Consider the following 26,280-nt stretch of genomic DNA (forward strand, 5'->3'; position numbering starts at 1 on the left):
CGAGGGAGACATTGCCATGAACGGATTGGGTGGGCTGAACAAGTCGCCGAACGGCGTGGTGCTGGGCCTGGTGCAGCTGCAGCTGCCGGTGATCGAGACGCGCGCCGACGTCACCGCGCAGGCGCAAAGGATCGCCGCCATGGTCGGCAAGGCGCGGCGCAACATGGCGACGATGGACCTGGTGGTCTTCCCGGAATACGCCCTGCACGGCCTGTCCATGGACGTGCGGGACGAGGTGACCTGCACGCTGGACGGGCCGGAGGTCGCGCTGTGGCAGGCCGCCTGCAAGGAGCACGCGATCTGGGGCTGCTTCTCGATCATGGAGCGGAACCCGGGCGGCTATCCCTACAACAGCGGCATCATCATCGACGACCAGGGCGCGCTGAAGCTCTATTACCGCAAGATGCACCCCTGGGTGCCGGTCGAGCCCTGGGAGCCCGGCAATATCGGCATCCCGGTGATCGAGGGGCCGAAGGGCGCGAAGATCGGCCTCATCATCTGCCATGACGGCATGTTCCCCGAGATGGCGCGGGAGGCCGCCTACAAGGGTGCCGAGATCATGCTGCGCACCGCCGGCTACACCGCGCCGATCCGCGAGGCCTGGCGCTTCACCAACCAGGCCAATGCCTTCCAGAACCTGATGGTCACCGCCAATGTCTGCATGTGCGGCAGCGACGGCAGCTTCGATTCCATGGGGGAGGCGATGGTCTGCAATTTCGATGGCAGCATCATCGCCGACGGCAGGACCGGCCGCGCGGATGAGATCATCACCGCCGAGGTCCGCCCCGACCTTGTGCGGGAGGCCCGCGCGCATTGGTCGGTGGAGAACAACATCTACCAGTTCGGCCATCGCGGCTTCACCGCGGTCGCGGGCGGGGCGCAGGACTGTCCCTATACCTACATGCAGGACCTGATGGCCGGGCGGTATTGCCTGCCGTGGGAAGACAGCGTGCGTTTCACCGATGGGACGAGCTGCGGCTTCCCGAAGCCGGTGCGTCGGTTCGGCGAAGTCATGAAGGATGCGGCGGAGTGAACAGGGGAGAGAGGACACCTCTCTCCCCTGACCCGTTTGTCGCATGCGACAAACCACCATTTTCTGTGAGTCGGCGCTCGCCGCGCGGCGAATGCCAGACTCACAAAAATAGAAGGGAGGGGTTCGGGGAGGGGATACCTCCCCTCCCCGACCTTCTCGGAGGCACCCGCGGATGATCGACGCCAACCCCTATCCCTGGCCCTGGGACGGCGACCTCCGCCCGGCCAACACCGCGCTCGTCGTCATCGACATGCAGACCGACTTCTGCGGCGTCGGCGGCTACGTCGACACGATGGGCTACGACCTCTCCCTTACCCGCGCGCCGATCGAGCCGATCCGCCGCGTCCTGGCGGCGATGCGGGCGCGCGGCTACGCCATCATCCACACCCGCGAAGGCCACCGCCCCGACCTCTCCGACCTGCCGGCCAACAAGCGCTGGCGCTCCCGGCGGATCGGCGCCGGCATCGGCGATCCCGGCCCCTGCGGCCGCATCCTGGTGCGCGGCGAGCCGGGCTGGGAGATCATCCCCGAGCTCGCGCCGCTGCCCGGCGAGGTCGTCATCGACAAGCCCGGCAAGGGCAGCTTCTGCGCGACCGATCTCGAGCTGATCCTGCGCACCCGCGGCATCGCCAACTTGGTGCTCACCGGCATCACCACCGATGTCTGCGTCCACACCACCATGCGGGAAGCCAATGACCGCGGCTTCGAATGCCTGCTGCTGGAGGATTGCTGCGGCGCCACCGACCGCGGCAACCACGACGCGGCGGTGAAGATGGTGACCATGCAGGGCGGCGTCTTCGGCGCCGTCGCCAGCAGCGACGCCTTCCTCCGGGGCCTGCCATGACCAGCGCGATCAGCATCGAGGCGATCGGCATCGACAAGCGCTTCGGCGGCTTCACCGCGCTCGACGGCGTCTCGCTGAAGGTGGCGAAAGGCTCCATGCACTTCCTGCTCGGCGAGAACGGCGCCGGCAAGTCGACTTTGGTGAAATGCCTGCTCGGCTACCACCGGCCGGATGCCGGCAGCTTCCTGGTCGATGGCCGGGAGGTGGAGATCGCCCGTCCCGCCGATGCCGACGCGCTCGGCCTCGGCATGGTCTACCAGCACTTCACCCTGGTCCCGGCGATGACGGTGGCCGAGAACCTGGTCATGTCGCGCGCCGACGTTTCCGCGGTGATCAACTGGGCGCGGGAACGCGCCGCGCTCGACGCCTTCATCCGGCGCATGCCCTTCCAGGTGCCGCTGGATGCCGAGGTCGGCAGCCTCGCCGCCGGGGAGCGGCAGAAGACCGAGATCCTGAAGCAGCTCTACCTCGAGCGCCGGCTGCTGGTGCTGGACGAGCCAACCAGCGTGTTGACCCCGCAGGAGGCCGAGGAGATGCTCGGCCTGGTGCGCGGCCTGGCGCATTCCGGCGCCATCACCGCCATCGTCATCTCCCACAAGCTGAAGGAGGTGGCGAGGTTCGCCGACGAGGTCACGGTGCTGCGCCGCGGCCGCCGCACCGGCGGCGGGCCGGCCGCCGGCCTCACGCCCGCCGCCATGACGGCGATGATGATCGGAGAGCCGCAGCCGCCCTCCGAGCCCGAGCGCATCGGCGCGCCGGAGCCGGCGCCGCGGCTCGAGCTGCGCGGCGTGACCACGGCGGGCGAGCAGGGCCGCGCCGGCCTGGCGATCGAGTCACTCTCGGTCCGCCCGCGCGAGATCGTCGGCATCGCCGGCGTCTCCGGCAACGGCCAGGCGGCGCTGGTCGAGGTGCTGGGCGGCCAGCGCGCCCCGTCCGGCGGCCAAGTGCTGGTGGAGGGTGCCCCCTATGACGGCAGCCGCGGCCTGGCCCAGGCCCGCGCCGTGCGGGTGTTGCCGGAGGAGCCGCTGCGCAACGGCTGCGTCCCGCGCATGAGCGTGGCCGAGAACCTGAACCTGCGCGGCTTCGACCGCGACACGGGCGGCGCAAGGCGCTTCTGGCTCGACCGCGGCGGCATGGTGGCGCGGGCGAAGCGGCTGATCGGCGCCTACCGGGTCCGCGCCCCTTCGGCCGAGGCGCCGATCGGCGTGCTGTCCGGCGGTAATGTCCAGCGCTGCGTGCTGGCGCGGGAGCTGGACGGGGAGCCCCGCCTGCTGATCGTTGCCAATCCCTGCTTCGGCCTCGACGTGAAGGCGGTGGCGGAGGTGCGGGCGCGGATCATGGCCGCCCGCAATGCCGGCGCGGCGGTACTGCTGGTGTCGGAAGACCTGGATGAGATCCTCGAACTGGCCGATCGCATCCTGGTGATGCATGGCGGCAGGGTCGTGCATGAAACCTTTGGGCCGGGCGCAGACCCGCAATCGATCGGGGCGCATATGCTGGGCTCGCACTGACGCCGCACCCGCTTGTTGCTGCGTGTTCTGGTTACATATTGTCGCCCAAGCGTCAGGATAGATTGACGCCGCCCGCGGTTGGCCGCACATATTGGCCGCTGGATCGTCGCTTCAGGTCCCTGCCCTCCGGCAGGCCACGCATTGGAGAGCGCCCGGTTAAGGACAACGGATCCCATGGCTGAGGCCCCGGTTGCCTTCCGCCTGACCACCGGCATCATCCGACAATCGATCCCCGGGGTGGAGACATGACTCGCGTGACCATCGCCCAGCCGGACGTCACCCTGACGCTCGACATGGACGGCGTCATCCGCGGGGCCAGCCTCTCCGATGCGATCCCCGGCGAGCAGCTCCAGCCATGGCTCGGCCGCCCCTGGGCGGAAACCGTGGGCGCCGTCGGCGTCGACCGCGTCCGCAGCATGGTCAAGGATGCCCGAACCGCCGGCGTCTCCGCCTTCCACCAGCTGACCCAGCGCTTCCCGAGCGGCCTCGAGCTGCCGATGGAGTACACCACCGTCCGGCTCGGCGGGCAGGCCGGTCTGATCGCGGTCGGCAAGAACCTCCAGGCGGTCGCCGAATTGCAGTCCCGCCTGCTCGCCGCCCAGCAGGCCCGCGAACAGGACTACTGGAAGCTGCGGGAGATCGAGACCCGGTCCCGCCTGCTCTTCGACGCCTCCTCCGAAGCCGTGCTGATGGTCCGCGCCGACACGCTGCGGGTCATGGAAGCCAATCCGGCCGCCATCCGCGCCCTCGGCATCGCCCCGGGCTGGGAGGTGATGAAGGAGGTCGCGCCGCGCGACCAGGACGCCTTCCAGGCCATGCTGCTGCGGGTCCGCAAGATGGGCCGGGTGCCCGGCATCATCCTGCGGATGGGCGCCGACCAGGCGCAATGGACGGTCAAGGCCACCCTAATGGCCGCCGACCCGGCGCCGGTCTTCCTGCTGCAATCTGCCCTCATCGGCCCCACCGCCAACCCGCCGCCGGCCGATGCCGTGCAGCTCGAGGAACTGATCGAGCAGCTGCCCGACGCCTTCGTGGTGCTGGACCGGGATGGCGTGGTCCGCCGCGCCAACCGCGCCTTCCTCGACCTCACCCAGGCCGGCGCTTTGTCCCGCGTGATCGGCGAGCGGCTGGACCGCTGGCTGTCCCGCCCCGGCGCGACGCTCCCGGTGCTGCTCAGCCAGCTGCGGCAGTACGGCAGCGTCCGGCTCTTCGGCACCGCCCTGACCGGGGAGCTGGGCTCGGAGGCGGAGATCGAGATCTCCGCCGTGCTCGGCGCCGGTGCCGCGGCGGAGAACGTCGCCGTGGTGATCCGCGACGTCAGCCGCCGCCTGGCACCGCGGGTGGAGAACGACCCGCTGCAGCTCTCGCTGTCCGATGTCGCCGCCCAGGTCGGCCGCACCCCACTGCCGGCCCTGGTACGCGACACCTCGGCGATGATCGAGCGGCATTGCATCGAAACCGCGCTGCAGCTCGCCAATGGCCGCCGCACGGCGGCCGCCGAGCTGCTCGGGCTCAGCCGCCAGAGCCTCTACATGAAGCTCTCCCGCTACGGCATGGACGGGGAGATCGAGAGCAGCCAGGGCGAAGGCGTATGATGGGGCAGGCGCCCACCGCCCCCGCCCCGCCACCTGCCTTCGGCCAAGCCGACCTCTCGGATTGCGAGCGGGAGCAGATCCACCTCGCCGCCTCGATCCAGCCGCATGGCGCCCTGCTGCTGCTGCGGGAGCCGGGGCTGGAGGTGGTGCAGGCCAGCGCCAATGCCACGACGATGCTGGGGGTGGAGGTGCTGGGCCGGCCGCTCGCGGCGCTCGGCGGCGATGTCGCCGCCCGCATCGCCCCGCTCCTCGGCCAGGCGCTGGACGCCATCCCGGCCGCCATGCGCTGCACCGTGGGCACCGGCGCCCTGGCCTTCGACGCGCTGCTGCACCGCCCGGCCGGCGGCGGCCTGATCCTCGAGCTCGAACGGCCGGGCGCCGCGCCCGACCTCTCCCGCCGGGTCGAGCGCGCGCTGCAGGCGATCCTGTCGACCTACTCGCCGCGCATGCTGTGCGAGGAGACCGCACGCATCTTCCGCGACATCGCCGGCTACGACCGCGTCATGGTCTACCGCTTCGACGATGACGGCCATGGCGAGGTGGTGGCCGAGCAGCGGCGGGACGACCTCGAGCCCTATCTCGGGAACCGCTACCCCGCCTCCGACATCCCGCAGATCGCCCGCCGGCTCTACGTGCGGAACCGGGTCCGGGTGCTGGTCGACATCGGCTACACCCCGGTGCCGCTGGAGCCGCGGCTCTCGCCCATCAGCGGCGACGACCTCGACATGTCGCTCTGCGCGCTGCGCAGCATCTCGCCGATGCACGTGCAGTACCTGCAGAACATGGGGGTCGGCGCCTCGCTGGTCGCCTCGCTCATGGTCGGCGGCCGGCTCTGGGGCCTGGTCTCCTGCCACCACTATGCGCCGAAGCCGGTCCCCTTCCCGATCCGCGCCGCCTGCGAGCTGCTGGCCGAGGCGATCGGCACCCGCATCGCCGCCCTCGAAAGCTTCGTCCAGGCCCAGGCCGAGCTGGCCGTTCGCCGGCTGGAGCAGCGGATGATCGAGGCGATCGGCCGCGAGGGCGACTGGCGCGGCGCGCTGTTCGACCAGCCGCAGACCCTGCTGCAGCCGCTGAACGCCAATGGCGCCGTGCTGCTCTTCGAAGGCCAGGTGCTGAGCGCCGGCGAGGTGCCGGGAACCGCCGAGCTGCGCGAGCTCGGCGCCTGGCTGGACGGCCAGCCGCGCGGCGTCATCGCCCGCACCGCCCTCGGCACCGAGGAGCCGCGCTTCGTCGCCCTGGCCCCCGGCGCCGCCGGCCTGCTGGCCACTCCGGTCTCGGAGGAGCCAGGCGAATGGTTGGTCTGGTTCCGGCCGGAACAGGTGCAGACGGTGATCTGGGGGGCGACCCCTTCAAGCCGGTGATCGTCGGCAACGACCCGACCCAGCTCTCCCCCGTCGATCCTTCGCCAAGTGGCACCAGGTGGTGGAAGGCACGGCGGAACGCTGGACGCCGACCGACCTCGCCACCGCAAGGCTGATCGGCGACACCGTCACCGACGTGGTGCTGCAATCCCGCGCGGTGCGGATGCTGATCGCGCTCGACCAGCTGGACCAGGTGCGGCGCCAGGTCGGCGCGGCCGACCAGCCCGCGGTGGTGGCCGACGCCGAAGGCAAGGTGCTGCTGGCCAACGCCGCCTTCGGCCGCCTGCTGCCGGCCAGCCTGGATGCCCCGCTGGAACGCCTGGCCGACCTGCTGCCGCATGTCGCCGACCGCGCAGATGTGGCGATGCGGCTGCGCGACGTGCTGCAGAACGGCCGCAGCTGGCGCGGCGAGGTGACGCTGCGCGGCCCGGACGGCCCGCGGCCGCTGCTGCTGCGGGCCGACCCGGTCTTCTCCGCGCCCGAACGAGTGCTGGGCTTCGTCTTCCTCTTTACCGACCTGGCCGACCGCAAGGCGGTCGAGACCGCGCGCCGGCGCTTCCAGGAAGGCATCCTGGAAGGCCAGCGGCTGCGCGCGGGGCCGCTCGAGTCGAAATCCGACCTGGTCTTCCGCACCCTGCTGCAGGCGGTGGTCGAGAATGCCCAGCTCGCCGCGCTGGAGATCACGGAAGGCGTGGAGCTGTCCCGCATCCCGGAGATGCTGGACCAGGTCCGCGCCTCCGCCGCCCGCGCCGCCGAGGTGCTGGAGGGGCTGATCCGCCATGCGGCCCAGGAGGGAGGCCAGCAGGACGGGACCGGGCCGGCCTCCGGCGGGGAGCGCGGCCAGGGGTGACTGCCGGCGCGACGGTCCGGGCCGCGCTGCGGGAAGCGACCGACCCCATCCATACCCGGCTGCACGGGCTGCCCGCCTTCCGCGCCCTGGCCGAAGGCCAACTCGACCGCGATGCCTATGCCGCGCTGCTGTGCCGCATGCTCGGCTTCCACCGCGCGGTGGAGGCGGCGCTGGACGCGGCCCTGCCTCGCGCCCTGGGGCATCGATGTCGCGGAGCGGCGCCGGGCCTGGATGATCGAGGCCGACCTGCGGGCGCTGGGCGCGCCGGCCGGCCCGCCGGCCCTGGCCCCGCTGCCGCCGCTCGGCAGCGCCGCGCGGGCGCTCGGCTGCCTTTATGTCACGGAAGGCTCGACGCTTGGCGGCCGGCAGCTGGCCAGGGCGCTGGACGGGCTGCTGCCGCCCGGCCCGGAAGGCCGGCGCTTCCTGCTCGGCCATGCGGAGGCGCATGCGGCGATGTGGCGGGCCTGCTGCCAGGCGCTGGAGGCCTGCGGCGCCGATCCGGCCCGGCGGGCGGCGATGCTAGCGGCGGCGACGGCGACCTTCGCCGCCTTCGAGGCCTGGTTCACCCCCTCGCCGGGAGGGGTGGCCCTTCCGCCCGGCGCCGAGTAGAGAGCGAGGCCATGCAGCCATCCCCCTTCCTCGCCCTGATCCGGGTCGCCGCCACGGCCGCGCTGCTGGCCGGCCCGGCCCTGGTCCCGGGCCTGTCCCCGGCCGCGGCACAGGCCGTGCCGAAGCCGCCCGCCGGCGGGCAGCCAGCCAATGGCGCCAACCGCATCGTTGCGGTGGTCAATTCGGAAGTGGTGAGCCGCGCCGACGTCGTCGGCCGCGCCCGGCTGTTCGCCCTGAATGCCGGGATCGCCGTGGCGCCGGAGGCGCTGGACCGCCTGGCGCCGCAGGTCACCCGGCTGCTGATCGACGAGCGCCTGCGGCTGCAGGAGGTGCAGCGCCGCCGCCTGCCGGTGACCGATGCCGACGTGGCCGACGCGGTCAGCGAGCTGGAGAAGCGCAACAACCTCGCGCCCGGCTCGCTGAAGCTACAGCTGGCGCAGATCGGCGTGGCGCCGCGGGTGCTGTACGACCAGATCCGCACCCAGATCGGCTGGGCCCGGCTGATCCGCCAGCAGCTCGGCCCCAATGCCGACCCGTCCGAGGCCGAGGTGCAGGAGGCGGTGCGCAACAACCAGGCCCGCACCGGGCAGCCGGAATTCCTGGTTTCCGAGATCTTCATCCCGCTCGACGACCCCGCGGCCGAGCCCGAGGTGCGCCGCTTCGTCGACGACGTGGTCGGCCAGCTGCGGCGCGGCACCCCCTTCGCCATCGCCGCCACCCAGTTCAGCCAGGCGCAGACCGCGCTGCAGGGCGGCGACCTGGGCTGGGTGCGGAAGGAGGAGGTCGACCCGGAGGTCGCCGCGGTGCTGGAACGCATGCCGCCCGGCGCCATCAGCAACGCCATCCGGGTGCCCGGCGGCTATCAGATCGTCGCCCTCCGCCAGCGGCGGGAGACCGGCCGCGACATGGCGACCATGATCACCCTCCGGCAGGCCTTCTTCGGCTTCGCCGGCACGCTCGACCCCAACAATCCCACGCAGCAGCAGCGCGACCAGGTCGAGAAGGCGCAGAAGCTCGCCGCCGGGGCGCGGAGCTGCGACGCGGTGGAACAGGCCGCCCGCGGCAGCGGCGGCGGCGGCGACCGTCCGGTCGATCCCGGCACCATCCGGCTGGAAACGGTGAACCCGCCCCCGCTGCGGCAGCTGCTGGCCAGCCTGACGCCCGGCAAGGCTTCCCAGCCGATCCTGACCCCGGACGGGGTGCTGGTGATGATGGTCTGCTCGCGCGAGCAGAGGAACCTGGCGGAATTCACCCCGGAGGACGCCAAGCAGCAGATCCTGCGCGACCGGATCGAGAACCTGTCCCGCCAGGTGCAGCGTGACCTGCGCCGCCGGGCGCAGATCGAGATGCGGAGCTGAGCGCGTCATCCGATGACCGGGGGCCGGATCGGATCGGCCACCCCTTCCCGCCTTGCCTTCGCTGCGGGAGACGATCGCCCGCCATGGGCTGGATGCCCGCAAGTCGCTCGGCCAGCATTTCCTGCTGGACGAGACCCTCTGCGGCCGCATCGCCGGGCTGGCCGGCGACCTGGCCGGGCGGCAGGTGCTGGAGGTTGGGCCCGGCCCCGGCGGCCTGACCCGCGCCCTGCTCGCCTCCCCGCCGCCGCCGTCACCGCGGTCGAGCTCGACCGCCGCGCGGTCGCGGCGCTGGCCGAGCTGGAAGCCGCGCATCCCGGCCGGCTGCGGGTGATCGAGGCCGATGCGCTCGGCATCGACGTGGCGGCGCTGCTGCCGGCGCCGCGCAAGATCCTCGCCAACCTGCCCTACAACGTGGCGACGCCGCTGCTGGTCGGCTGGCTGCGCAACGCCGCGGCGCTGGAGGGCATGGCGCTGATGTTCCAGCAGGAGGTGGCGGAGCGGATCTGCGCCGCCCCCGATACCGAGGCCTATGGCCGGCTGGCGGTGCTGGCGCAGTGGCGCTGCACCTGCCGCCTGCTGCTGCGCCTGCCGCCCGGCGCGTTCTCGCCCCCGCCCAAGGTCTGGTCCGCCGTGGTCGGCTTCGTGCCGCACCCGGACGACCCGGGCGAGGCGCTGTTCCGCACGATGGAGCGGCTGACCGCGGCCGCCTTCGGCCAGCGCCGCAAGATGCTGCGCGGCGCGCTCAGGTCGCTCGGCGAGCCGGAGGCGCTGCTGGCCGCGGCCGGGATCGAGGGGCAGCGGCGGGCGGAGACGCTGACCGTCGCCGAATTCGATCGCATGGCGCGGGCGTTGCTAGCCCGCCAGGGCTGAAAGGCGCCAAGGCTGAAAGGCGCCAGGGCCGGGGCGCACGGAGCCGAAGCCGGCACGGCCGGGACGTCGCGCGCTGGCGCGTGATCGGCTGCCGCAAGATATCCGCCGAGGTCACAACGCTCACGCGAAAACTTCTAAGAGGTTAATCGTCTCAGTGGCGATTCCATGCCTGCCATGACATAAGCCTCCCGGGAATGTTACCGCGTGCCTCAGGCGCGCAGGAAGGGTCTGGTCATGGCTGTAATCTCCGGCACCGCAGGCAACGACACCATCACGCCGGCTGGGGTCTCGCCCGGTTCCATCGTCGGCCTTCCCGGCGCCGATGCGGACTCCATCTCGGGTTCCGGCGGCGACGACCTGCTGAACGGCGGCGGCGGTGCGAACACTGTGCTGGGCGGCCTCGGCAACGATACGATCTTCGCCGGCGGCCTCGGCGAATCGCTCGACGGCGGCGATGGCATCGACACCTATGTCTATGCCGGCAGCGACTGGACGGTGGTCGACCTGCTGCTGGATTTCGACAGCAAGTCCGGGGTGACCGGCACCGTCCTGAATTCCGAGAGCGCCTATGCCGGCAGCGGCAACGACACGCTCAAGGGCACCCTCGGCGACGACACGCTGGGCGGCGGTCAGGGCAACGACCTCATCGACGGGCGCAGCGGCTTCGACCTGGTCGACTACGGTACCAGCTACGGCGCCGCGCCGACGATGGGCGCCATCGTCAACCTTTCCTCCGACAGCGTCACGCTGGGCGGCACCGCCTATGCCGGCTTCACCGGCGCGCGACGGCTGGGGCAACACCGATACGCTGCAGAACATCGAGGGGGCGATCGGCACCGCCTTCAACGACACGCTGATCGGCCGCAGCAGCGCGCCGAGCCGGCTGGAAGGCGGGGCGGGCAATGACAGCCTGGCCGGCGGCAATCTCCTGAACAGCAGTGTCGATGGAGTCGCCAACACCATCTACGGCGGCGCCGGTGACGACACGATCCAGGCCAATGGCTACAAGGAAGCGCTCTATGGCGGCGCCGGCAACGACGCGCTGATCTACACCGGCACCGGGTCGGTGACGATGGACCTGGGCACCGGCGTCAATGACACCGACGGTTACCTGGGCTTCCTTTCGATCTTCGGCAACCTGACCACGGCATACGGCTTCGAACGCGCCTATGCGAGCATCGGCAGCGACACGATCAAGGGCACCCATGGCGACGACACCCTGTCGGGCGACGCGGGCAACGACCTGATCGACGGCCGCAGCGGCATCAATACGCTGGACTACGGCACCTCCTTCGTGGCCGGGCCGACCATGGGTGCCTTCGTCAACCTCTCCGGCTTCTCGCAGACTTCCGGGGGCATCACGCTCGCGGCCGGAACCGCCCGCGACGGCTGGGGCGGCACCGACACCCTGAGCAACATCCAGAATGTCATCGGCACCCGCTTCAACGACACGATGGTCGGCTCCAACCTCGACAACCTGCTGACCGGCGGCGATGGCAACGACACGCTGAACGGCAGCGGCGGCAACGACACGGTGCTGGCTGGCAACGGCGACGACACGCTGCGCGGCGGCGACGGCAACGACAGCATCGATGCCGGCGCCGGCGCCGACTCCATCTACGGCGGCGCAGGCAGCGACACCATCGACGGCGGCGGTCTGACCGAGCGCAACACCCTCGACTACCGTGCCGGCAGCAGCGGCTATAACGGCGGCGCTCTAAACCTGCTGTTCACCAACGCGACCACCGCGACCGTCACCAAGGCCGACGGCATCGACACGGTGCGGAACGTCAACCAGTTCCTCGGCACCGACCTCGCGGATCGCTTCGACCTCGCGGCCGTCAGCCACGGCGCGCCCTGGACCTACATCGTGCGCGGCGGCGGCGGCAACGACACGATCACCGGCAATGGTACGGACCGGGTGGTGGCGGACTACAACGGCGTCAGCAGCGCCATCAGCGTCAATCTCGCCACGGGCGTCGCCTCGGACGGCCAGGGCGGCACCGACACCCTGGTGAATGTCCACGCCATCCTGTCCTCGAACGGCGGCAACGACATCCTCATCGGCAGCGCCGACAACGATACCTTCATCGGCTCCGGCCTCGGCTCGAAGACGATGACCGGCGGCGGCGGCGACGACACCTATCGCTACCAGGGGAACACCGGGGTCGTCATCGATCTCGGCACCAGCACCATCGGCGGCGCCGCCGATGGCGGGGTCTATCACAGCGGTGCGACCGACACGCTGGTTGGCTTCGACCGCGCCTATGGCGGCCAGGGCAACGACAGCATTAAGGGCACCAACGGCAACGACACGATCGGCGGCGGCTACGGGGCCGACGTGATGGACGAGGCGCGAAGGCATCGACATCGTCGACTACTCGGCCTTCGGGACAAACCCCATCACCGCCGGCGTCTTCGTCAACCTCTCGAACACCAGCCAAACCACCGATGCCTATCCTTTGGCCAACGGTGTGCTGACGACGGTGACCCTGGCCGCCGCCACGGCGCGGGATTCCTGGGGCTTCACCGACACCTTCGGCAATGCCTCCCTCCCCGGCGCCAGCAATTTCGAGGGCGCCATCGGCACCGATTTCGCCGACACGCTGATCGGCACCGATCGCGGCGATACCTTCACCGGCAATGGCGGTGACGACAGCATCTCCTCCGGCGGCGGTGCCGACACGATCATGGGCGGCGCCGGCGACGATTCCATCCGCGGCGGCGACGGCGGCGACAGGATCGATGGCGGCACCGGCTGGGACATCGCCGTCTATACCGTCGCCTCGAAGGACGCGACCTGGTCGCGCGACGCGGTCACCGGCGCCTGGACCGTCACGATCGCCCCGGGGGCCTCCTCCGAGGGCACCGACACGCTGGCGAATGTCGAGGCGCTGCGCTTCACCGACCGCCGCGTCCAGATTCGCGAAGGCCTTCGCCGACGACGTCTCGGGCGACGGCGTGGTCGGACATCCTGTGGCGCAACACGGATGGCGGCCTGAGCTATTGGGCGATGAAGGGGCTGGCCGGCACCGGCGTCGCGCTGCCGAAGGTCTCGAACGACTGGACGCTGCTCGGGTCGGGCGACTTCAACGGCGATGGCTGGGCCGACCTGCTCTGGCGCCACAGCAACGGCGCGCTGTCGACCTGGTATTCGGGCCCCAACGGCTTCACCGGCGGCGGCGGTCACATCGCCACGGTCGATACCGCCTGGACGGTCGCCGCGATCGGCGACATGAACCGCGACGGCCGCGCCGACATCCTCTGGCGCAACACCGATGGCCATGTCTCGATCTGGCAGATGGACGGCACCGCGGGGATCGGTGGCGGCGACCTCGGGGTCGTCGACCTCGCCTGGAAGATCGTCGGCCTCGCCGACCTCAATGGTGACGGCCGCTCCGACATCGTCTGGCGCAACACCGACGGCTCGGTGGCGACCTGGCTGATGGACGGCACCAAGTATCTCGGCGGCGGCACGATCGCCACGCCGGGCACCGATTGGAACGTGGCCGGGCTGGGCGACTTCGACGGCGACGGGAATGCCGACCTGCTGTGGCGCAGCACCTCGGGTTCGATGGCGATCTGGACCATGCAGGGGACCACGGTGAAGGCCAGCTCCGCCATCATCAACCCGGACCTGTCCTGGAACGTGGCCAAGGTCGCCGACTACAACGGCGACGGGAAGGCCGACATCCTCTGGAAGAACGACACCGGGGCGGTGTCGATCTGGATGATGGACGGTTTCGACGTGGCCTCGTCCGGCACCATCGGCAATGCCGGCAGCTGGATGATCGTCTGACGTCCCGGCTGACGTCCCGGCCCCGGGTGCCTCCACCCGGGGCGGCCGCAGGCGAGGGCGGGGCCGGGCATCCGCCCCGCCCTTCCGCGTCAGGCGGCCTGGGCGATGGCGATCGCCTTCCACACCGCCTCCGGCGTCGCCGGCATGTCGATATGCGTCACGCCCGCGGTCGACAGTGCATCGACCAGCGCGTTCATCATCGCCGGCGGCGAGCCCACCGCGCCGGCCTCGCCCGCGCCCTTGACGCCGAGCGGGTTGGTCTCGCAGGGCACCTCGATCAGATCGACCTCGATGTCCGGCAGGTCCTCGGCCCGCGGCAGGGCGTAGTCCATGAAGGACGCGCTCAGCAGCTGGCCGCTCTCGGGGTCGTAGGCGGTGCGCTCGTGCACCGCCTGGCCGATGCCCTGCGCCACGCCGCCATGCACCTGGCCGCGCACGATCATCGGGTTCACCGCATGCCCGACATCGTCGACGACGATGTAGCGCGGCACGGTGATCAGGCCCGTCTCCGGCTCGATCTCCACCTCGGCGATGTGGCAGCCATTCGGGAAGGTGTGCGACTTGATCTCCGCCACCTCGGCGGCGTCCAGCAGCGTCGCCGGCTCGCCCTTCGCTGCGCGCGCCTTCTGGATGGCCGCGAGCTCGAGGATGCCGACGCCGCGATCGGTGCCGACCACGGCGAACTTGCCGCCCTTGCCCTCGCCGAAGCCGCCCGGGGTGAACTCGATGTCGGAGACCGCGGCTTCGAGATGCTCGGAGGCCGCCTGCTTGCCCTTCTCGATCACCGTCGCGGTGGTCAGCAGGATCGCCTGCCCCTCGGAGTAGAGCGAGCGCGCGCCGCCGGTGCCGCCACCCGTGGGGATCTCGTCCGAATCGCCCTGGATGATGCGGATCTTGTCCATCGGGATGCCGAGCTCGTTCGAGGTCGGCATGGCATAGGCGGTCTCATGCCCCTGCCCGGTGGATTGCGTCCCGACCAGGACTTCCGCGAAGCCGTCGGCGGCGAAGCGCACCTCGGCGCGCTCGGTCGGGCCGCCGCCAGTGGCTTCCAGATAGTAGGCGAGGCCGATGCCGCGCCTTCTTCCCCTTGCTCTCGGAGGCCGCGCGCCGCGCCGGGAAGCCGGCCCAGTCGGCCTTGTCCAGCGCCGCGTCCAGCACCCGGGCGAACTCGCCGCTGTCGTAGCGCTGGCCCATGGCCGAGGTGTAGGGCATGGCGGAGGAGGCCACCATGTTGCGCTTGCGGATCTCGACCCTGTCGATGCCCATCTCGCGCGCCGCGGCGTCGATCAGCCGCTCGACCACGTAGTTGCTCTCGGGCCTGCCGGCGCCGCGATACGCATCCACCGGCACGGTATTGGTCAGCACGCCGATGACGCGGGCGTGGATGACCTGGAAGTCGTAGACGCTGGCCAGCACCTTGGTGCCCGCCATGGTCGGGATCATCGGCGCGAAGGTGCTGAGATAGGCGCCCATATTGGCGTAGTTGCGGGTGCGCAGCGCGAGGAACTTGCCGTCCTTGTCGAGCGCCAGCTCGCCGAGGGTGATGTTGTCGCGGCCATGCGTGTCGGACTGGAAGGCCTCGGTCCGCTCGCTGGTCCACTTCACCGGCCGGCCGAGCCGCCGCGCCGCCATGCAGACCAGGGCGTATTCGGCGTAGAGATAGAGCTTCATGCCGAAGCCGCCGCCGACATCGGGGGTGACGACCCGGATCTTCTCCGGCGCCACCTTGAAGACGTTGCCGGCCAGCAGGTTCTTCACCAGCCAGCTGCCCTGGGTGCCGCAGGTGAGCGTGGATTTCTCGACCGCCGCATCGTATTCGGCGATCGCGGCGCGGCCTTCCATGGAGGCCACGATGACGCGGTTGTTCACCACGGTCAGCCGCGTCACATGCGCCGCCTGCTGCACAAGCTGGTCGGCCTTGGCCTTGTCGCCGGTCTCCCAGTCGAAGGCGACATTGCTGCCGACCTCGTCCCAGACCAGCGCCGCGCCCGGCTCATGCGCCGTGGCCAGGTCGGTGGCGGAGGGCAGCACGTCGTAGTCCACCATCACCGCCTCGGCGCCGTCGCGCGCGGCCTGCGGCGTCTCGGCGACGACGAAGGCGACCGGGTCGCCGACGAAGCGGACGCGGTCCTCGGCCAGCGCGCCGCGCGGGGTCTGGGCTCGGTCGGTGCCGTCGGCATTCTTCAGCGGGATGACGCAGGGGATCTCGCCGAGCCCCTCCTCGGCCCATTCCTTTGCCGTGATCACCGCCAGCACGCCGGGCACTTCCAGCGCCGCCGCCGTATCGATCGACAGGATCTTCGCCGCGGCATGCGGGCTGCGCAGCACCACGCCATGGGCGGCGCCCGACTTGACCGCGATGTCGTCCGTGTAGCGCCCGCCGCCCTTCAGCAGGCGGGGATCCTCGATCCGGCGCAGCGGCTGGCTCAGCCCGAATTTGGCCATGGGGTCTCTCCCGTTCCCGGTGTTCAGGACATCATCTGATACGGAAGGCCCCGAGGGGAAGGGGGAGGCCCCTTCGGAGCCCCCGCCGCTACTTCACCATGGCCGGGACCCGCTGGTCCGCGGCCGGCTTCGGCCCCTCGCCCGGGCCCTGGCCGGGCGGCTCCACCGGCGGGATGCCGAACCAGGACTTCACCCTCTCCCGCACCGACTGGAAGACGACATAGAGCATCGGGATCATGAAGATGCCGACCAGCGAGGCCGCCAGCATGCCGCCGAAGACCGGGGTGCCGACCGCGCGGCGCGACAGCATGGCCGCCCCGGTGGCGGTGACCAGCGGCAACAGGCCGAGGCAGAAGGCGATCGAGGTCATCATCACCGCGCGGAACCGCAGCCGCGACCCCTCGATCGCCGCGTCGCGGATCGGCATGCCGCGCTCCCGCGCCTCCTTGGCGAGATTCGATGATCAGAATGCCGTTCTTCGCCGCCAGCGCGATCAGCACCACCAGCCCGATCTGCGCATAGACGTCGAGGCTGAGCCCGGCGATCTTGATGGCGAGGAAGGACCCTAGGCCGCCGACCACGACCGAGAGCAGCACCGGTACCGGGATGGTCCAGCTCTCGTACAGCGCCACCAGGAACAGGTAGGCGAACAGCACCGCCAGCGCCACGACGTAGATGGTCTGCCCCGCCGCCAGCTTTTCCTGATAGGCGGTGCCGGTCCATTCGAAGCTGTAGCCGGCCGGCAGCACGCGGCGGGACAGCTCCTCCATCGCCGCCAGCGCGTCGCCCGAGGAGACGCCCGCCTTGGGCGAGCCGTTCACCAGCACCGCGCGGTAGTTGTTGTAGCGGCTGATGGTCTGCGGCCCGACCACGGTGCGGATATCCGCCAGCGCCCGCAACGGCACCATGTCGCCCCGGCTGTTCCTCACCCGGATGCGCCAGATGTCGGAGATGTCGTCGCGGTCCTGCGCCTCGGCCTGGATGTTCACCTGCCAGGTGCGGCCGAACAGGTTCAGGTCGTTGACGTAGAAACCGCCGAGCGAGGATTGCAGCGCCGAGAAGATGGCGCTGATCGGCACGCCCAGCGCCTGTGCCTTGTCGCGGTCGACGTCGAGGTAGAGCGATGGCGTCGCCGCCGAGAAGGTGGAGAAGACCTGCTGCAGCCGCGGGTCCTGGTTGGCGGCGACCACCAGGCCGAGCATCGCGCTGCCGAGTTCCGCCGGGTCGCGGCCCGAGAGGTCCTGCAGCTGGTACTCGAAGCCGCCGCCGGTGCCGAGGCCGATGATCGGCGGCAGGTTGAAGGCGACCACCGTCGCGGTCCGCACCGAGGCGCCGGCGCCGAAGACCCGGCGGATGGAGTTGAAGACGCTGTCGCCCGGATCGGTCCGCTGGTCGAAATTCTTCAGCCGGGCGACCATAAAGGCGGAGTTGGACTGCGCGCCCTGGTCGATCAGGCTGAAGCCGACGATCGACAGCACATTCTCGACCGCCGGGATACCCTTGAGGATGCCCTCCACCTGCTCCACCGCGGCGCGGGTGCGCGACAGCGACGCCGCCTGCGGCAGCTGCACCTGGACGAAGAAGGTGCCCTGGTCCTCCTGCGGCAGGAAGCCCTGCGGGGTCCTCGAGCCGATGGTCCAGATGGCGAAGGCCAGCCCGGCGGTGACCGCGAGCGACAGGATCGCGACGCGGACGATCCGCCGGACGATGGCGGCATAGCCGTCCCGCACCTTGTCGATGCCGCGGAGGACGTACTTGATCGGCCCGCGCCGCCGCCCGCTATGCCGCAGGAACAGCACGCAGAGCGCCGGTGACAACGTCAGCGCATTGACCGCCGAGATCACCATGGCGGCCGAGATGGTCACCGCGAACTGCCGGAACAGCACGCCGGACAGGCCGGGGATGAAGGCGATCGGGACGAAGACCGAGAGCAGCACCAGGGTGATGGCGATGATCGGCGCGGTGATCTCGCTCATCGCCTGCTTCACCGCGCGGTTGGGCGTCCAGTCCGGGTGCTCCTCCATCACCCGCTCGACATTCTCGACCACCACGATGGCGTCGTCGACGACGATGCCGATGGCCAGCACCATGCCGAGCAGCGAGATGGTGTTGGCGCTGTAGCCGATGGCCAGCAGGATGGCGAAGGAGCCGATCAGGCTGACCGGCACCGCGATGGTCGGGATCAGCGTCGCCCGCAGCGAGCCGAGGAAGAGGTAGACGACGATGACGACGAGGACGAAGGCCTCGAGCAGCGTCTTGATCACCTCCTGGATCGTGTCGACGACGAAGGTGGTGCTGTCGTACAGCACCTGCGCCCGCAGCCCTTCCGGGAAGCGGGTGCCGAGCTCGTCCAGCGTCTTCCGCATCGCGGCGGCGACCGAGACGGCATTGGCGCCGGGCGAAAGGTAGACGCCCATCGTCACCGCCGGCTGGCCGTTGAGGCGGGAGACGGTGTCCTGGCTCTGCGCCCCGAGCTCGACCCGCGCCACGTCGCGGATCCGCAGCAGGGACCCGTCGGTATTCGCCCGGATGACGATGTTGCCGAACTGCTCCGGCGTCACGAGCCGGCCGAGGGTCTGGATGTTGATCTGGAACTGCTGGGTGTCGGGGATCGGCTGGGCGCCGATGCGGCCGACCGCGGCCTGGACGTTCTGGCTCTGGATCGCCGTCACCAGGTCGTTCGGCGTCAGGTTCAGCGCGGTCAGCCGGTCGATCTCGAACCAGACGCGCATGGAGTAGTTCTGCGCGCCGAACAGGTTCACCTGGCCGACGCCCGGCACCCGCGCCATGCGGTCGATCATGTTGATCGTCGCATAGTTCGACAGGAACAGCGGATTGTGCTCGGAGGCTGTCGAGGTCAGCGCGATGAACTGCAGCACCGCCGACGACTGCTTGCGGACGATGAGGCCGGAGCGCTGCACCTCCTGCGGCAGGCGGGCGATGTTGGCCTGGATGCGGTTGTTGACGTTGACGGTGTTGATGTCGGGGTTGGAGCCGAGCGAGAAGCTGACGCTCAGCTGGTAGGTGCCGTCATTGGCGCTGTTCGAGCGCATGTAGATCATGTTCTCGACGCCGTTGACGGCGGATTCGATGATCTGCGCGACGGTCGCCTCGACCACCGCGGCCGAGGCGCCGGGATAGGTCGCCTGCACCGAGACCTGCGGCGGCACGATGTCCGGGAACTGCGCCACGGGGATGCGCAGCAAGGCCAGCGCGCCCGCCAGCGTCGTGACGATGGCGATGACGATGGCGAGGCGGGGACGGTCGACGAAGACGCCGGAAATCATGGCGGCTCAGCCCGGCCGGCCGGCGGGGGAGGCGGCGGGCGGCCCGCCCGGCCGGCTGCCGGGTGGCGGCGCGCCGACCGGGGCGGCATTCACCTCCTGCCCCGGGCGGACCCGCTGCAGCCCCTCGGCGATCACCGTCTCGCCACCCTGCAGCCCAGCTTCGATCACCACCTGGTCGCGCACGGTCTGGCCGAGCGTGACCGGGCGGCGCTGCGCCTTCTTCTCGGCGTCCACCACCAGCACGTGATTGCCGCCCTGGTCCTGCAGCACCGCGGCGCGGGGCAGGACGATGGCCGGCACCGGCTCGGCGCCCTCGACCGCAACGGTGACGAACTGGCCGTCGATCAGCTCGCGGTCGCCGGCGCCACCGGCCTGCACCTCGCTGCGGCGCGGGTTCGGGATCAGCGCGCGGATCAGCAGGCTGTCGGTGTTGCGGTCGATCTGGGTGTCGACGAACTGGATACGGCCGGGCTGCGGATAGGCGCGGCCATCGGTGGTGCGGATGCGGATGACCACGGCGTTGACGCCGCCGCGCGGCTCGTAGCGGTTGCGCAGCTCCACCGCGGCGCGGGCGCTGACGGTGAAGACCACGCGCATCGGGTCCTGGCTGACGATGGTCGCCAGCGGCTCGGTCAGGGTGGGCGTCACCACGTTGCCCGGCGTGTAGGTCGCCCGGCCGATCTTGCCGTCGATCGGCGCCACGATGTCGGTATAGCCGAGGCTGATCTCCGCGGTGCGGACCTGTGCCTGGGCGCCGAGCAGCCCGGCATTCGCGGTGCGTTCCTGCGCCAGGGCATTGTCGAGCGCCACACGCGTGCCGGCGCCGGTCTGCTGCAACTCACGCGCGCGGGCCAGCGCGACCCGGGCATTCTCCAGCGTCGCCTGGGCCGAGGCGACATTGGCCTTCGCCTGTTCCAACGTCGCCTCGAAAGGCGGCTTCTCGATCCGGAACAGCACGTCGCCGGCCTTCACCTCCTGGCCCTCCTGGAACAGCCGTTCCTGCAGGAAGCCGGTGACGCGGGCGCGGATCTCGACGCGGTTCACCGCCTCGATCCGGCCGGTGAACTCCGAACTCTCGGTCACCGGCTTGCGGTCGGCGGTGACGGTGCCGACCGCGGGCGGACCCTGCGGCCCGAACTGCGCGAATGCCGGCGCCTGGGCGAGCAGCAGCATCAGCAGGGCGAGCGGTATACGACGCATGCGGGAAATCCAGTCGGGTGTGCAGGACATACTGCACCAGCGAAGAGAGCTTTGGCATCTGGCCATCCGGGGGCTACCGCAAGCGGGCCTTCCGGCGATGACATTCTGTCAAATAATGTGCCGGCTTGTCCGCACCGCGCCCGAAGGGCAGGCTGGCGGCATGCTGCTTGCCCCGCCCCGAGAAGTTCCCGTCCGCGCCTTTGCAACTTTGCCGGAGGCGCATCGAGATCCCGCGCCGCACCGCCTGGTCGGACGCCAACCGCGCCGGCGCGGCGATCGACACCTTCCTCGAAGGCCCTGCTTCGATGCCGCGGGCAGCCTGCTGGTCACCGACATCCCGAACGGCCGGATCTTCCGGGTCGGCAGCAAGGGCTGGGACCTGGTGGCGGAGTATGCCGGCTGGCCGAACGGCATGGCCGCGGCGGATGGCGGGCTGCTGATCACCGATTACAAGCTGGGGCTGGTCCGGCTCGACCCCGCCAGCGGCAGCATCGCGCCGGTGCTGGAAACGCTGGTGTCGGAGGGGCTGAAGGGCCTCAACGACCTGGTGCTGGACGCCGCCGGCGCGATCCTGATGACGGACCAGGGCCAGACCGGGCTGCAGGACCCGAGCGGGCGCGTGCTGCGGCTCTGGCCCGATGGGCGAGATCGACCGGCTGATCTCGAACGGCCCGAGCCCGAACGGCATCGCCCTGAACCGGGCGGGCACGCATTGCTACGTGGCGATGACCCGCAGCTGCGAGGTCTGGCGCTTCGCCCTGCGGCCGGATGCGCTGGTGGCCAAGGCCAACTGCTTCTTCCGGGTGCCGGCGGGAACCAGCGGGCCGGACGGCATGGCGGTGGATGCGGCGGACCGGCTCTTCGTCGCCAATCCCGGCCATGGCCAGGTCTGGGGCGTCGATCCGCATGGCCACGCGCTGTTCCGGCTGGACTGCACGGCGTTCGGAAGGATGCCGACCAATTGCTGCTTCGCGCCGGATGGACGGACGCTGCTGATCACGGAAAGCCAGTCGGGGACGGTGCTGGCGGCTGAGATCCCGCCGGGCTGAGAAGAAAGGCCAGGGAGGACGCATCCTCCCTGGACCCTCTTTACCGAACTGGCGAACATGACGAGGACGCCGGTGGCGTGTGCGTCCAGATCTCCCGCTTTGCCGAGGCCACCGGCCCGCAGCATGGCGAGAAGATCGCCGATCAGCTCCACCCCTGATGGTCCGCCGCCGTCTCCTGGCGGGTGGATGACAACGCGGTCCACCAGGGCGCGGGCCGCCTCCAGGGCATCGGGCGCATCGCCGGCGTTCAGGGCGTCATAGTGTGTCGCGATCCGCTTGCGGTAGACCTCGGCCAAGTTCGGGTGCAGCGCTGGGACGGAATGCGGCGCGGCAGCCATCAGCCGCGCCAGTTCCGCCTTTCTGGCCTGAAGACCATTCAGCTTCGCCCGAAGGCCAGCCGACGCGAGCCCGTCAGCAATCGCATCGACCAGGTTGGCGATCTGCCGTTCGATACCGCGCAGCTCGCGGCGGTGACCTTCGGCGGCCGCCCCGGCCTCGGCCGCCATCCTGTTCCATTCGGCGGTGAACTCGGCGACGAAGTCGGCCACCAGCTCGGGCTGCATCAGCTGCCGCCCGAGCGCCTCGCAGACCCGCTGCTCCAGTGGTGTCCGGCGGACGGTGTCGCGGTTGCCGCAGGCGCCCTGGTGGGCATGGCGGCACCCCAGGTAGCTCGAAGAGGGCGCCGCAGCTGCCGCAGACCACCTTGCCCGAGAGGAGGTGCTGCGGCCGCCGCTGCAGCCAGTAGGCCGGCTTGCCGGATGGGCCAGCAGGAGATCTGCGTCGGCCGCCAGGCGGGTCTGCACGCGCTCCCAGAGCGCATCGTCGACGATCTGTAGATCCGGGACCGGCTGGATCACGAAGTCGGATGGGCTGTTGTTGCGGCGCTGCTGCTTGCCCGTGGTCGGGTCCTTGAAGGACCGACGACGATTCCAGACCAGGCGCCCGGCATAGATCTGATTCCGTGGAGCGCATCCCATTTCGACCGGACACCCGGCACAGCCCTGAGGGGCTAGGTGGAAGCCTAGGTGTGCTCCTATGTCGACGCCCGTTGAATGCATCGAAGTCATCGCCGGCCGGGAGCGCCGGAGGCGCTACACTGCCGAGGGTCGGACGCACTGCGTCCGACGGCCGGCTGGTCGAGGAGACTGCCAGGCCTGGCATGACGGTCTCGGCCGTCGCCCGGCTCCATGACGTCTCCCCAAGCCTGCCGTTCGGGTGGAGGCGGCGCATAGCCGAGGGTGGCCTGGAGGCTGTCAGGGCGGACGAGGAAGTGGTTCCGGCCAGCCGGATCCGCGAGCTCGAGGCCAAGATCCGCGAACTGGAGCGGCTGCTCGGGCGCAAGACGATGAAGGCCGAGATCCTCCGCGAGGCGCGGGACCATACCCGCTCCAAAAACCGAGTTTGCGCTTGCCGTCGCCGCCACCGCGTTAGGTCCGCTTTGCGGCCCAACCCCGGTGAAGGCCGTGGCCGACACCCTCGGCGTGGCCCGGTCGAACCTGGTAGATCAGCTCCGCCATCCCGACCGGCGCCACCGCGGCCCATACCGCCGGGCCGGGGACGAGCTCACGGCCGAGATCCGCACCATCACCGATGCACGACCGACCTGCGGCTATCGCCGCGTCGCCGCCCTGCTGAGCCGCGCCAGACGGGCCTCGGGCGAGCCGCTGGTCAACCGCAAGCGCGTCCTCCGCCTCATGCAAGGGGCCTCCCTGACCTTGCAGCCGTACACCGGCAGGCGGACGATCCGTGCCCATGAGGGCACCGTCGTCGCTCCGGCCTTGAACAGCGCTGGGCGTCCGACGGCTTCGAGATCCCCTGCTGGAATGGCGAGGTGGTCCGTGTCGCCTTTGCCATCGACACGCACGACCGCGAGGTCATGGCCTGGGTCGCCACGATCGGAGCCGGGATCAGCGGCGAGATGGTCCGCGACCTGATGCTGGAGTGCGTCGAGCGCCGATTCGACGCCATCCGCGCCCCAGAGCCTGTCCAGTGGCTCGCCGACAACGACTCCGCCTACACCGCGGGCGAGACGGTGGACTTCGCCACCGCGCTCAACTTCATCGCCTGCTTCACCCCGGTCCGCAGCCCCGAGAGCAACGGCGTCTGCGAGGCCTTCGTCAAAACCATCAAGCGCGACTACGTCCGGGTGAACCCCCGCCCCGAAGCCATCGCCGTTCTGCAGCAACTGCCCGCCTGGTTCGAGGACTACAACGCCGTCCATCCCCATGGCGGCTTGCACATGCTCTCGCCGCGTGAGTTCATCGCCCAGCAGTCAGCCATCCCATCCGCGTGTCCGGTCTGATAGGGTGCACTCCAGCAGCACCGCTAATCGGTGACCGAGGATCTTCTAACGATACGAGCGCCGCATCCAGGACACGCCAGGAGCCGTCGGACGACATTCGCCTTGCGGAAGCCGAGTGCAACGCCCGGACGACCGAGAGGGGCGCAGAACGGACCTTATGCCCACGGTTGGATGTTCACTCTATAAAGCGGTCAGAGTGCCGCCCGTGCCAGCGCTCGCGTTACAGTCGTGTGGGTCCAAGCTCCCGAGCCCCGCGGCGTTGGCACCCCGCGCTCGGTCAGCGCCCGCGCGATTGCCGCTTGGCCGGTGACGCCCTCGGCCCGCAGCCGCTCCACTTTCAGGGCCAAGCGATGCGCGACCCGCTCCGCCGCCACACGCCGCGCCCGGGCCGCTGCTGCGGCGCTCGGGCCTTCTACCGGCCGGTAGCTTCTGTCTCCACCCGGCACCGCCCCACGTGCCTTGGCAGCCGCCAACGCGGCCCTGGTGCGCTCGCTGATCAGCTCGCGCTCCTTTTGCGCCATGGCGGCGTAGATCCGCATCATCAGGTCGTCGGCGCCCGGCATGTCGGCGGCCCGGATCTGGTAGCCCTCCTCCAGCAGCCACGAGAGCGTGTGGGCGCGCCGGGTGATCCGGTCGAGCCGGGCGGCCAACAGTACCGCACCGAGTTGCCGGCAACGGGCCAGCGCCGCCTGAAAGCCGGGACGTCGGTCGTCCTTGCCGCTGGCCACGTCCTGGTACTCAGCGATCTGGGCCACCGTGGCGCCTTCCGGCCGGCGGAGCATGCCGAGCACCTGCTGCTGCTTGGTGCCCTCGCGCGGCTTGCGCTGGCCAGTGGGGCGGGGTGCCGGGGCGGGCTTGGCCAGCATGGCACGGAGGGCGGCGATGGCGCTGGTTATCTCCGCGTATTCGCCGGCATGGTCATCCCAGGCCGCGAGGACGCGGTGGGCCGCGTTACGCAGGCTGGGTCGCGCGGAGGGCCGCTGGGCGGCCCCGGCGCTGTCGGGCGTCGCCAGAGACTCCGGAGCCGCAGGCGGCGCTAGCGACGAGCTACCAGCCTCCTGGGCGGGGACCGTGCCGGGCGCCACCTGTTCGACGGCTTTCTCGGCCGCGGTATCCGCCTGCGCGGCGCCAGTGGCCGCCATTCCCGCCTTGGTGATGCGCACCGTGGGCCGGGCGCCATCCCGCTGATGGCAACGCAGGCCGCCAAACTCCTCGGACGCCGCGCGCTCTTCGACGTAGCTCTGCTTGAGCAGGTTGTTCAGCACCGCCCGGGTGGCGGCGATGGGCAGCTTGTCGGGCGGCACGGCGAAGCGCAGAGGGTGCTGCGCGGCGTCAGCGAGGATGCGTCTGGCGGTGTCGGAAAGGGCCATGTTGGGGCTCCTGCTGCCGCCCCCGAGGAGCCGGGTGCTACTACTCAGAGCCCCGCCGGGGAGCCGGTCGGGGTGGTGCGCTGCCGGGCCTCCTGCGCGCGTCCGACCACTCGCTCTGTGCCAGCCCGAAGTGAAGCGAAAATGCAGCATCTGGTGCTGATTCGGCGATGTCCGTATAGGCCGGCGCACTCGATACAAGTCGCCGTCGGCGGAGCCGGTCGCCTTGGTCCAGATCGGCATCTGCGGCTTCGACGTGGCCATTGAGCTGGAGGCGCTGCGGCTCTACGGTTTGCCGGGAGAGGCGCTGGCGCTGCTCTGCGGCACGCCAGCGCTTCCGGTTGGGACGCGGGAGTTCCAGGTGGAAGTGGCGTGGGATCTGCCCAACTTGGCCCCAGGCGCCACCAGCCTGCTCGACCTGACCGTGGCCAACTGGCGGGTCGGCGACCTAGCGGATGCTGCGCTGGCCTAGTCCACCCGTTTCGTCGAACTCGATGCGAGGGCCTGGACCAACAACACGGTGCGGGTCACAGCGCGGAACATCTCGCCGGGTGCGACCTTTGACCTCGCAGCCGCAATGTTGTCCGTGGTGATGACGAAGCGTCGCGTTCCGTAAAGTGCGGCGGGGGCGTCGAGCAGGAACAATCGTTTACCGCTTTCCCGACTGGTGCGGCGACTGATGCACCAGCCCATCCAGCGCGCCGTTGTCGCCGCGATCGCGTCGGCCGCGCTGTCGCCACTATGCATCGCGTCCAGCACCGCGTTTGCGAAATGGCGGCCGGGCTAGCTGTCGAGGAACG

Annotated in this window: 16 protein-coding genes and 7 pseudogenes; 17 read left to right on the forward strand and 6 right to left on the reverse strand. The window is 70.4% G+C overall.

Features of this window, described 5'->3' with window-relative positions:
- Window positions 1-16: 16 nt before the first annotated feature.
- From ACQ86J_RS16880 to ACQ86J_RS16935, 12 genes and pseudogenes are all read left to right on the forward strand, one after another.
- A complete protein-coding gene (locus tag ACQ86J_RS16880) occupies window positions 17-1,033 on the forward strand; it encodes a formamidase (protein ID WP_431272006.1) in 1,017 nt (338 codons plus the stop codon).
- Between the two features lie 172 nt (window positions 1,034-1,205).
- Entirely contained in the window at window positions 1,206-1,877 is a 672-nt protein-coding gene (gene biuH / locus ACQ86J_RS16885; RefSeq protein ID WP_431272007.1) for a biuret amidohydrolase, read from the forward strand.
- On the forward strand, window positions 1,874-3,388 hold the full coding sequence (locus ACQ86J_RS16890; protein WP_431272008.1) for an ABC transporter ATP-binding protein: 1,515 nt from the start codon (window positions 1,874-1,876) through the stop codon (window positions 3,386-3,388). Before biuH ends, ACQ86J_RS16890 begins: the two co-directional genes overlap by 4 nt.
- Before the next feature lie 245 nt (window positions 3,389-3,633).
- The gene (gene ppsR, locus ACQ86J_RS16895; RefSeq protein WP_431272009.1) at window positions 3,634-4,983 is read left to right on the forward strand and encodes a transcriptional regulator PpsR; all 1,350 of its coding nucleotides are present in this window, start codon (window positions 3,634-3,636) and stop codon (window positions 4,981-4,983) included.
- 105 nt (window positions 4,984-5,088) lie between these two features.
- A pseudogene (locus ACQ86J_RS16900) lies at window positions 5,089-7,194 on the forward strand (PAS domain-containing protein).
- Window positions 7,195-7,305: 111 nt separating this feature from the next.
- A complete protein-coding gene (locus ACQ86J_RS16905) occupies window positions 7,306-7,803 on the forward strand; it encodes a biliverdin-producing heme oxygenase (RefSeq protein ID WP_431272010.1) in 498 nt (165 codons plus the stop codon).
- Between the two features lie 11 nt (window positions 7,804-7,814).
- Window positions 7,815-9,161, forward strand: coding sequence for a peptidylprolyl isomerase (locus tag ACQ86J_RS16910; RefSeq protein WP_431272011.1), 1,347 nt, complete (start codon window positions 7,815-7,817; stop codon window positions 9,159-9,161).
- A gap of 52 nt (window positions 9,162-9,213) precedes the next feature.
- Window positions 9,214-10,031, forward strand: a pseudogene (rsmA, locus tag ACQ86J_RS16915) (16S rRNA (adenine(1518)-N(6)/adenine(1519)-N(6))-dimethyltransferase RsmA).
- 234 nt (window positions 10,032-10,265) lie between these two features.
- Complete coding sequence (locus ACQ86J_RS16920; protein ID WP_431272012.1) at window positions 10,266-10,937, forward strand: hypothetical protein; 672 nt, start codon at window positions 10,266-10,268, stop codon at window positions 10,935-10,937.
- Window positions 10,938-11,019: 82 nt separating this feature from the next.
- Window positions 11,020-12,333: pseudogene (locus ACQ86J_RS16925) on the forward strand (calcium-binding protein); the annotation flags it as partial.
- Window positions 12,334-12,517: 184 nt separating this feature from the next.
- A complete protein-coding gene (locus ACQ86J_RS16930; protein ID WP_431272013.1) occupies window positions 12,518-13,033 on the forward strand; it encodes a hypothetical protein in 516 nt (171 codons plus the stop codon).
- Between the two features lie 11 nt (window positions 13,034-13,044).
- Window positions 13,045-13,830, forward strand: coding sequence for an FG-GAP repeat domain-containing protein (locus ACQ86J_RS16935; RefSeq protein WP_431272014.1), 786 nt, complete (start codon window positions 13,045-13,047; stop codon window positions 13,828-13,830).
- 89 nt (window positions 13,831-13,919) lie between these two features.
- On the opposite strand, the pseudogene ACQ86J_RS16940 reads toward ACQ86J_RS16935, so the two are convergent.
- The 3 genes and pseudogenes from ACQ86J_RS16940 to ACQ86J_RS16950 all read right to left on the reverse strand — a co-directional run bounded on the left by ACQ86J_RS16940 (window position 13,920) and on the right by ACQ86J_RS16950 (window position 20,762).
- Window positions 13,920-16,275 (reverse strand): annotated as a pseudogene (locus ACQ86J_RS16940) (xanthine dehydrogenase family protein molybdopterin-binding subunit).
- Window positions 16,276-16,298: 23 nt separating this feature from the next.
- Entirely contained in the window at window positions 16,299-19,562 is a 3,264-nt protein-coding gene (locus ACQ86J_RS16945; RefSeq protein ID WP_431272015.1) for an efflux RND transporter permease subunit, read from the reverse strand.
- A 6-nt stretch (window positions 19,563-19,568) separates the two neighbouring features.
- The gene (locus ACQ86J_RS16950) at window positions 19,569-20,762 is read right to left on the reverse strand and encodes an efflux RND transporter periplasmic adaptor subunit (RefSeq protein WP_431272016.1); all 1,194 of its coding nucleotides are present in this window, start codon (window positions 20,760-20,762) and stop codon (window positions 19,569-19,571) included.
- A gap of 160 nt (window positions 20,763-20,922) precedes the next feature.
- Between ACQ86J_RS16950 and ACQ86J_RS16955 the strand changes: the two are divergent.
- The 3 genes and pseudogenes from ACQ86J_RS16955 to ACQ86J_RS16965 all read left to right on the forward strand — a co-directional run.
- Window positions 20,923-21,333: pseudogene (locus ACQ86J_RS16955) on the forward strand (SMP-30/gluconolactonase/LRE family protein); the annotation flags it as partial.
- 67 nt (window positions 21,334-21,400) lie between these two features.
- Window positions 21,401-21,811 (forward strand): SMP-30/gluconolactonase/LRE family protein, encoded by a 411-nt coding sequence (locus ACQ86J_RS16960; RefSeq protein WP_431272434.1) that lies wholly within the window; start codon window positions 21,401-21,403, stop codon window positions 21,809-21,811.
- A gap of 182 nt (window positions 21,812-21,993) precedes the next feature.
- Entirely contained in the window at window positions 21,994-22,647 is a 654-nt protein-coding gene (locus ACQ86J_RS16965) for a hypothetical protein (protein ID WP_431272841.1), read from the forward strand.
- A 9-nt stretch (window positions 22,648-22,656) separates the two neighbouring features.
- On the opposite strand, the pseudogene ACQ86J_RS16970 reads toward ACQ86J_RS16965, so the two are convergent.
- Window positions 22,657-22,878: pseudogene (locus tag ACQ86J_RS16970) on the reverse strand (hypothetical protein); the annotation flags it as partial.
- On the opposite strand from ACQ86J_RS16970, the pseudogene ACQ86J_RS16975 reads away from it, so the two are divergent.
- Window positions 22,847-24,113: pseudogene (locus ACQ86J_RS16975) on the forward strand (IS3 family transposase). The pseudogenes ACQ86J_RS16970 and ACQ86J_RS16975 sit on opposite strands and share 32 nt — an antisense overlap.
- A gap of 191 nt (window positions 24,114-24,304) precedes the next feature.
- Here the strand turns inward: ACQ86J_RS16975 and ACQ86J_RS16980 are convergent.
- A complete protein-coding gene (locus ACQ86J_RS16980; RefSeq protein ID WP_431272017.1) occupies window positions 24,305-25,483 on the reverse strand; it encodes a recombinase family protein in 1,179 nt (392 codons plus the stop codon).
- Between the two features lie 223 nt (window positions 25,484-25,706).
- Between ACQ86J_RS16980 and ACQ86J_RS16985 the strand changes: the two genes are divergently transcribed.
- On the forward strand, window positions 25,707-25,952 hold the full coding sequence (locus ACQ86J_RS16985) for a hypothetical protein (RefSeq protein ID WP_431272018.1): 246 nt from the start codon (window positions 25,707-25,709) through the stop codon (window positions 25,950-25,952).
- On the opposite strand, the gene ACQ86J_RS16990 is transcribed toward ACQ86J_RS16985, so the two are convergent.
- A complete protein-coding gene (locus tag ACQ86J_RS16990; protein ID WP_431272019.1) occupies window positions 25,949-26,239 on the reverse strand; it encodes a hypothetical protein in 291 nt (96 codons plus the stop codon). The two genes, ACQ86J_RS16985 and ACQ86J_RS16990, sit on opposite strands and share 4 nt — an antisense overlap.
- Window positions 26,240-26,280: the final 41 nt, after the last annotated feature.

The sequence above is a fragment of the Dankookia sp. P2 genome (assembly GCF_050632255.1).
Classification (GTDB): domain Bacteria; phylum Pseudomonadota; class Alphaproteobacteria; order Acetobacterales; family Acetobacteraceae; genus Paracraurococcus.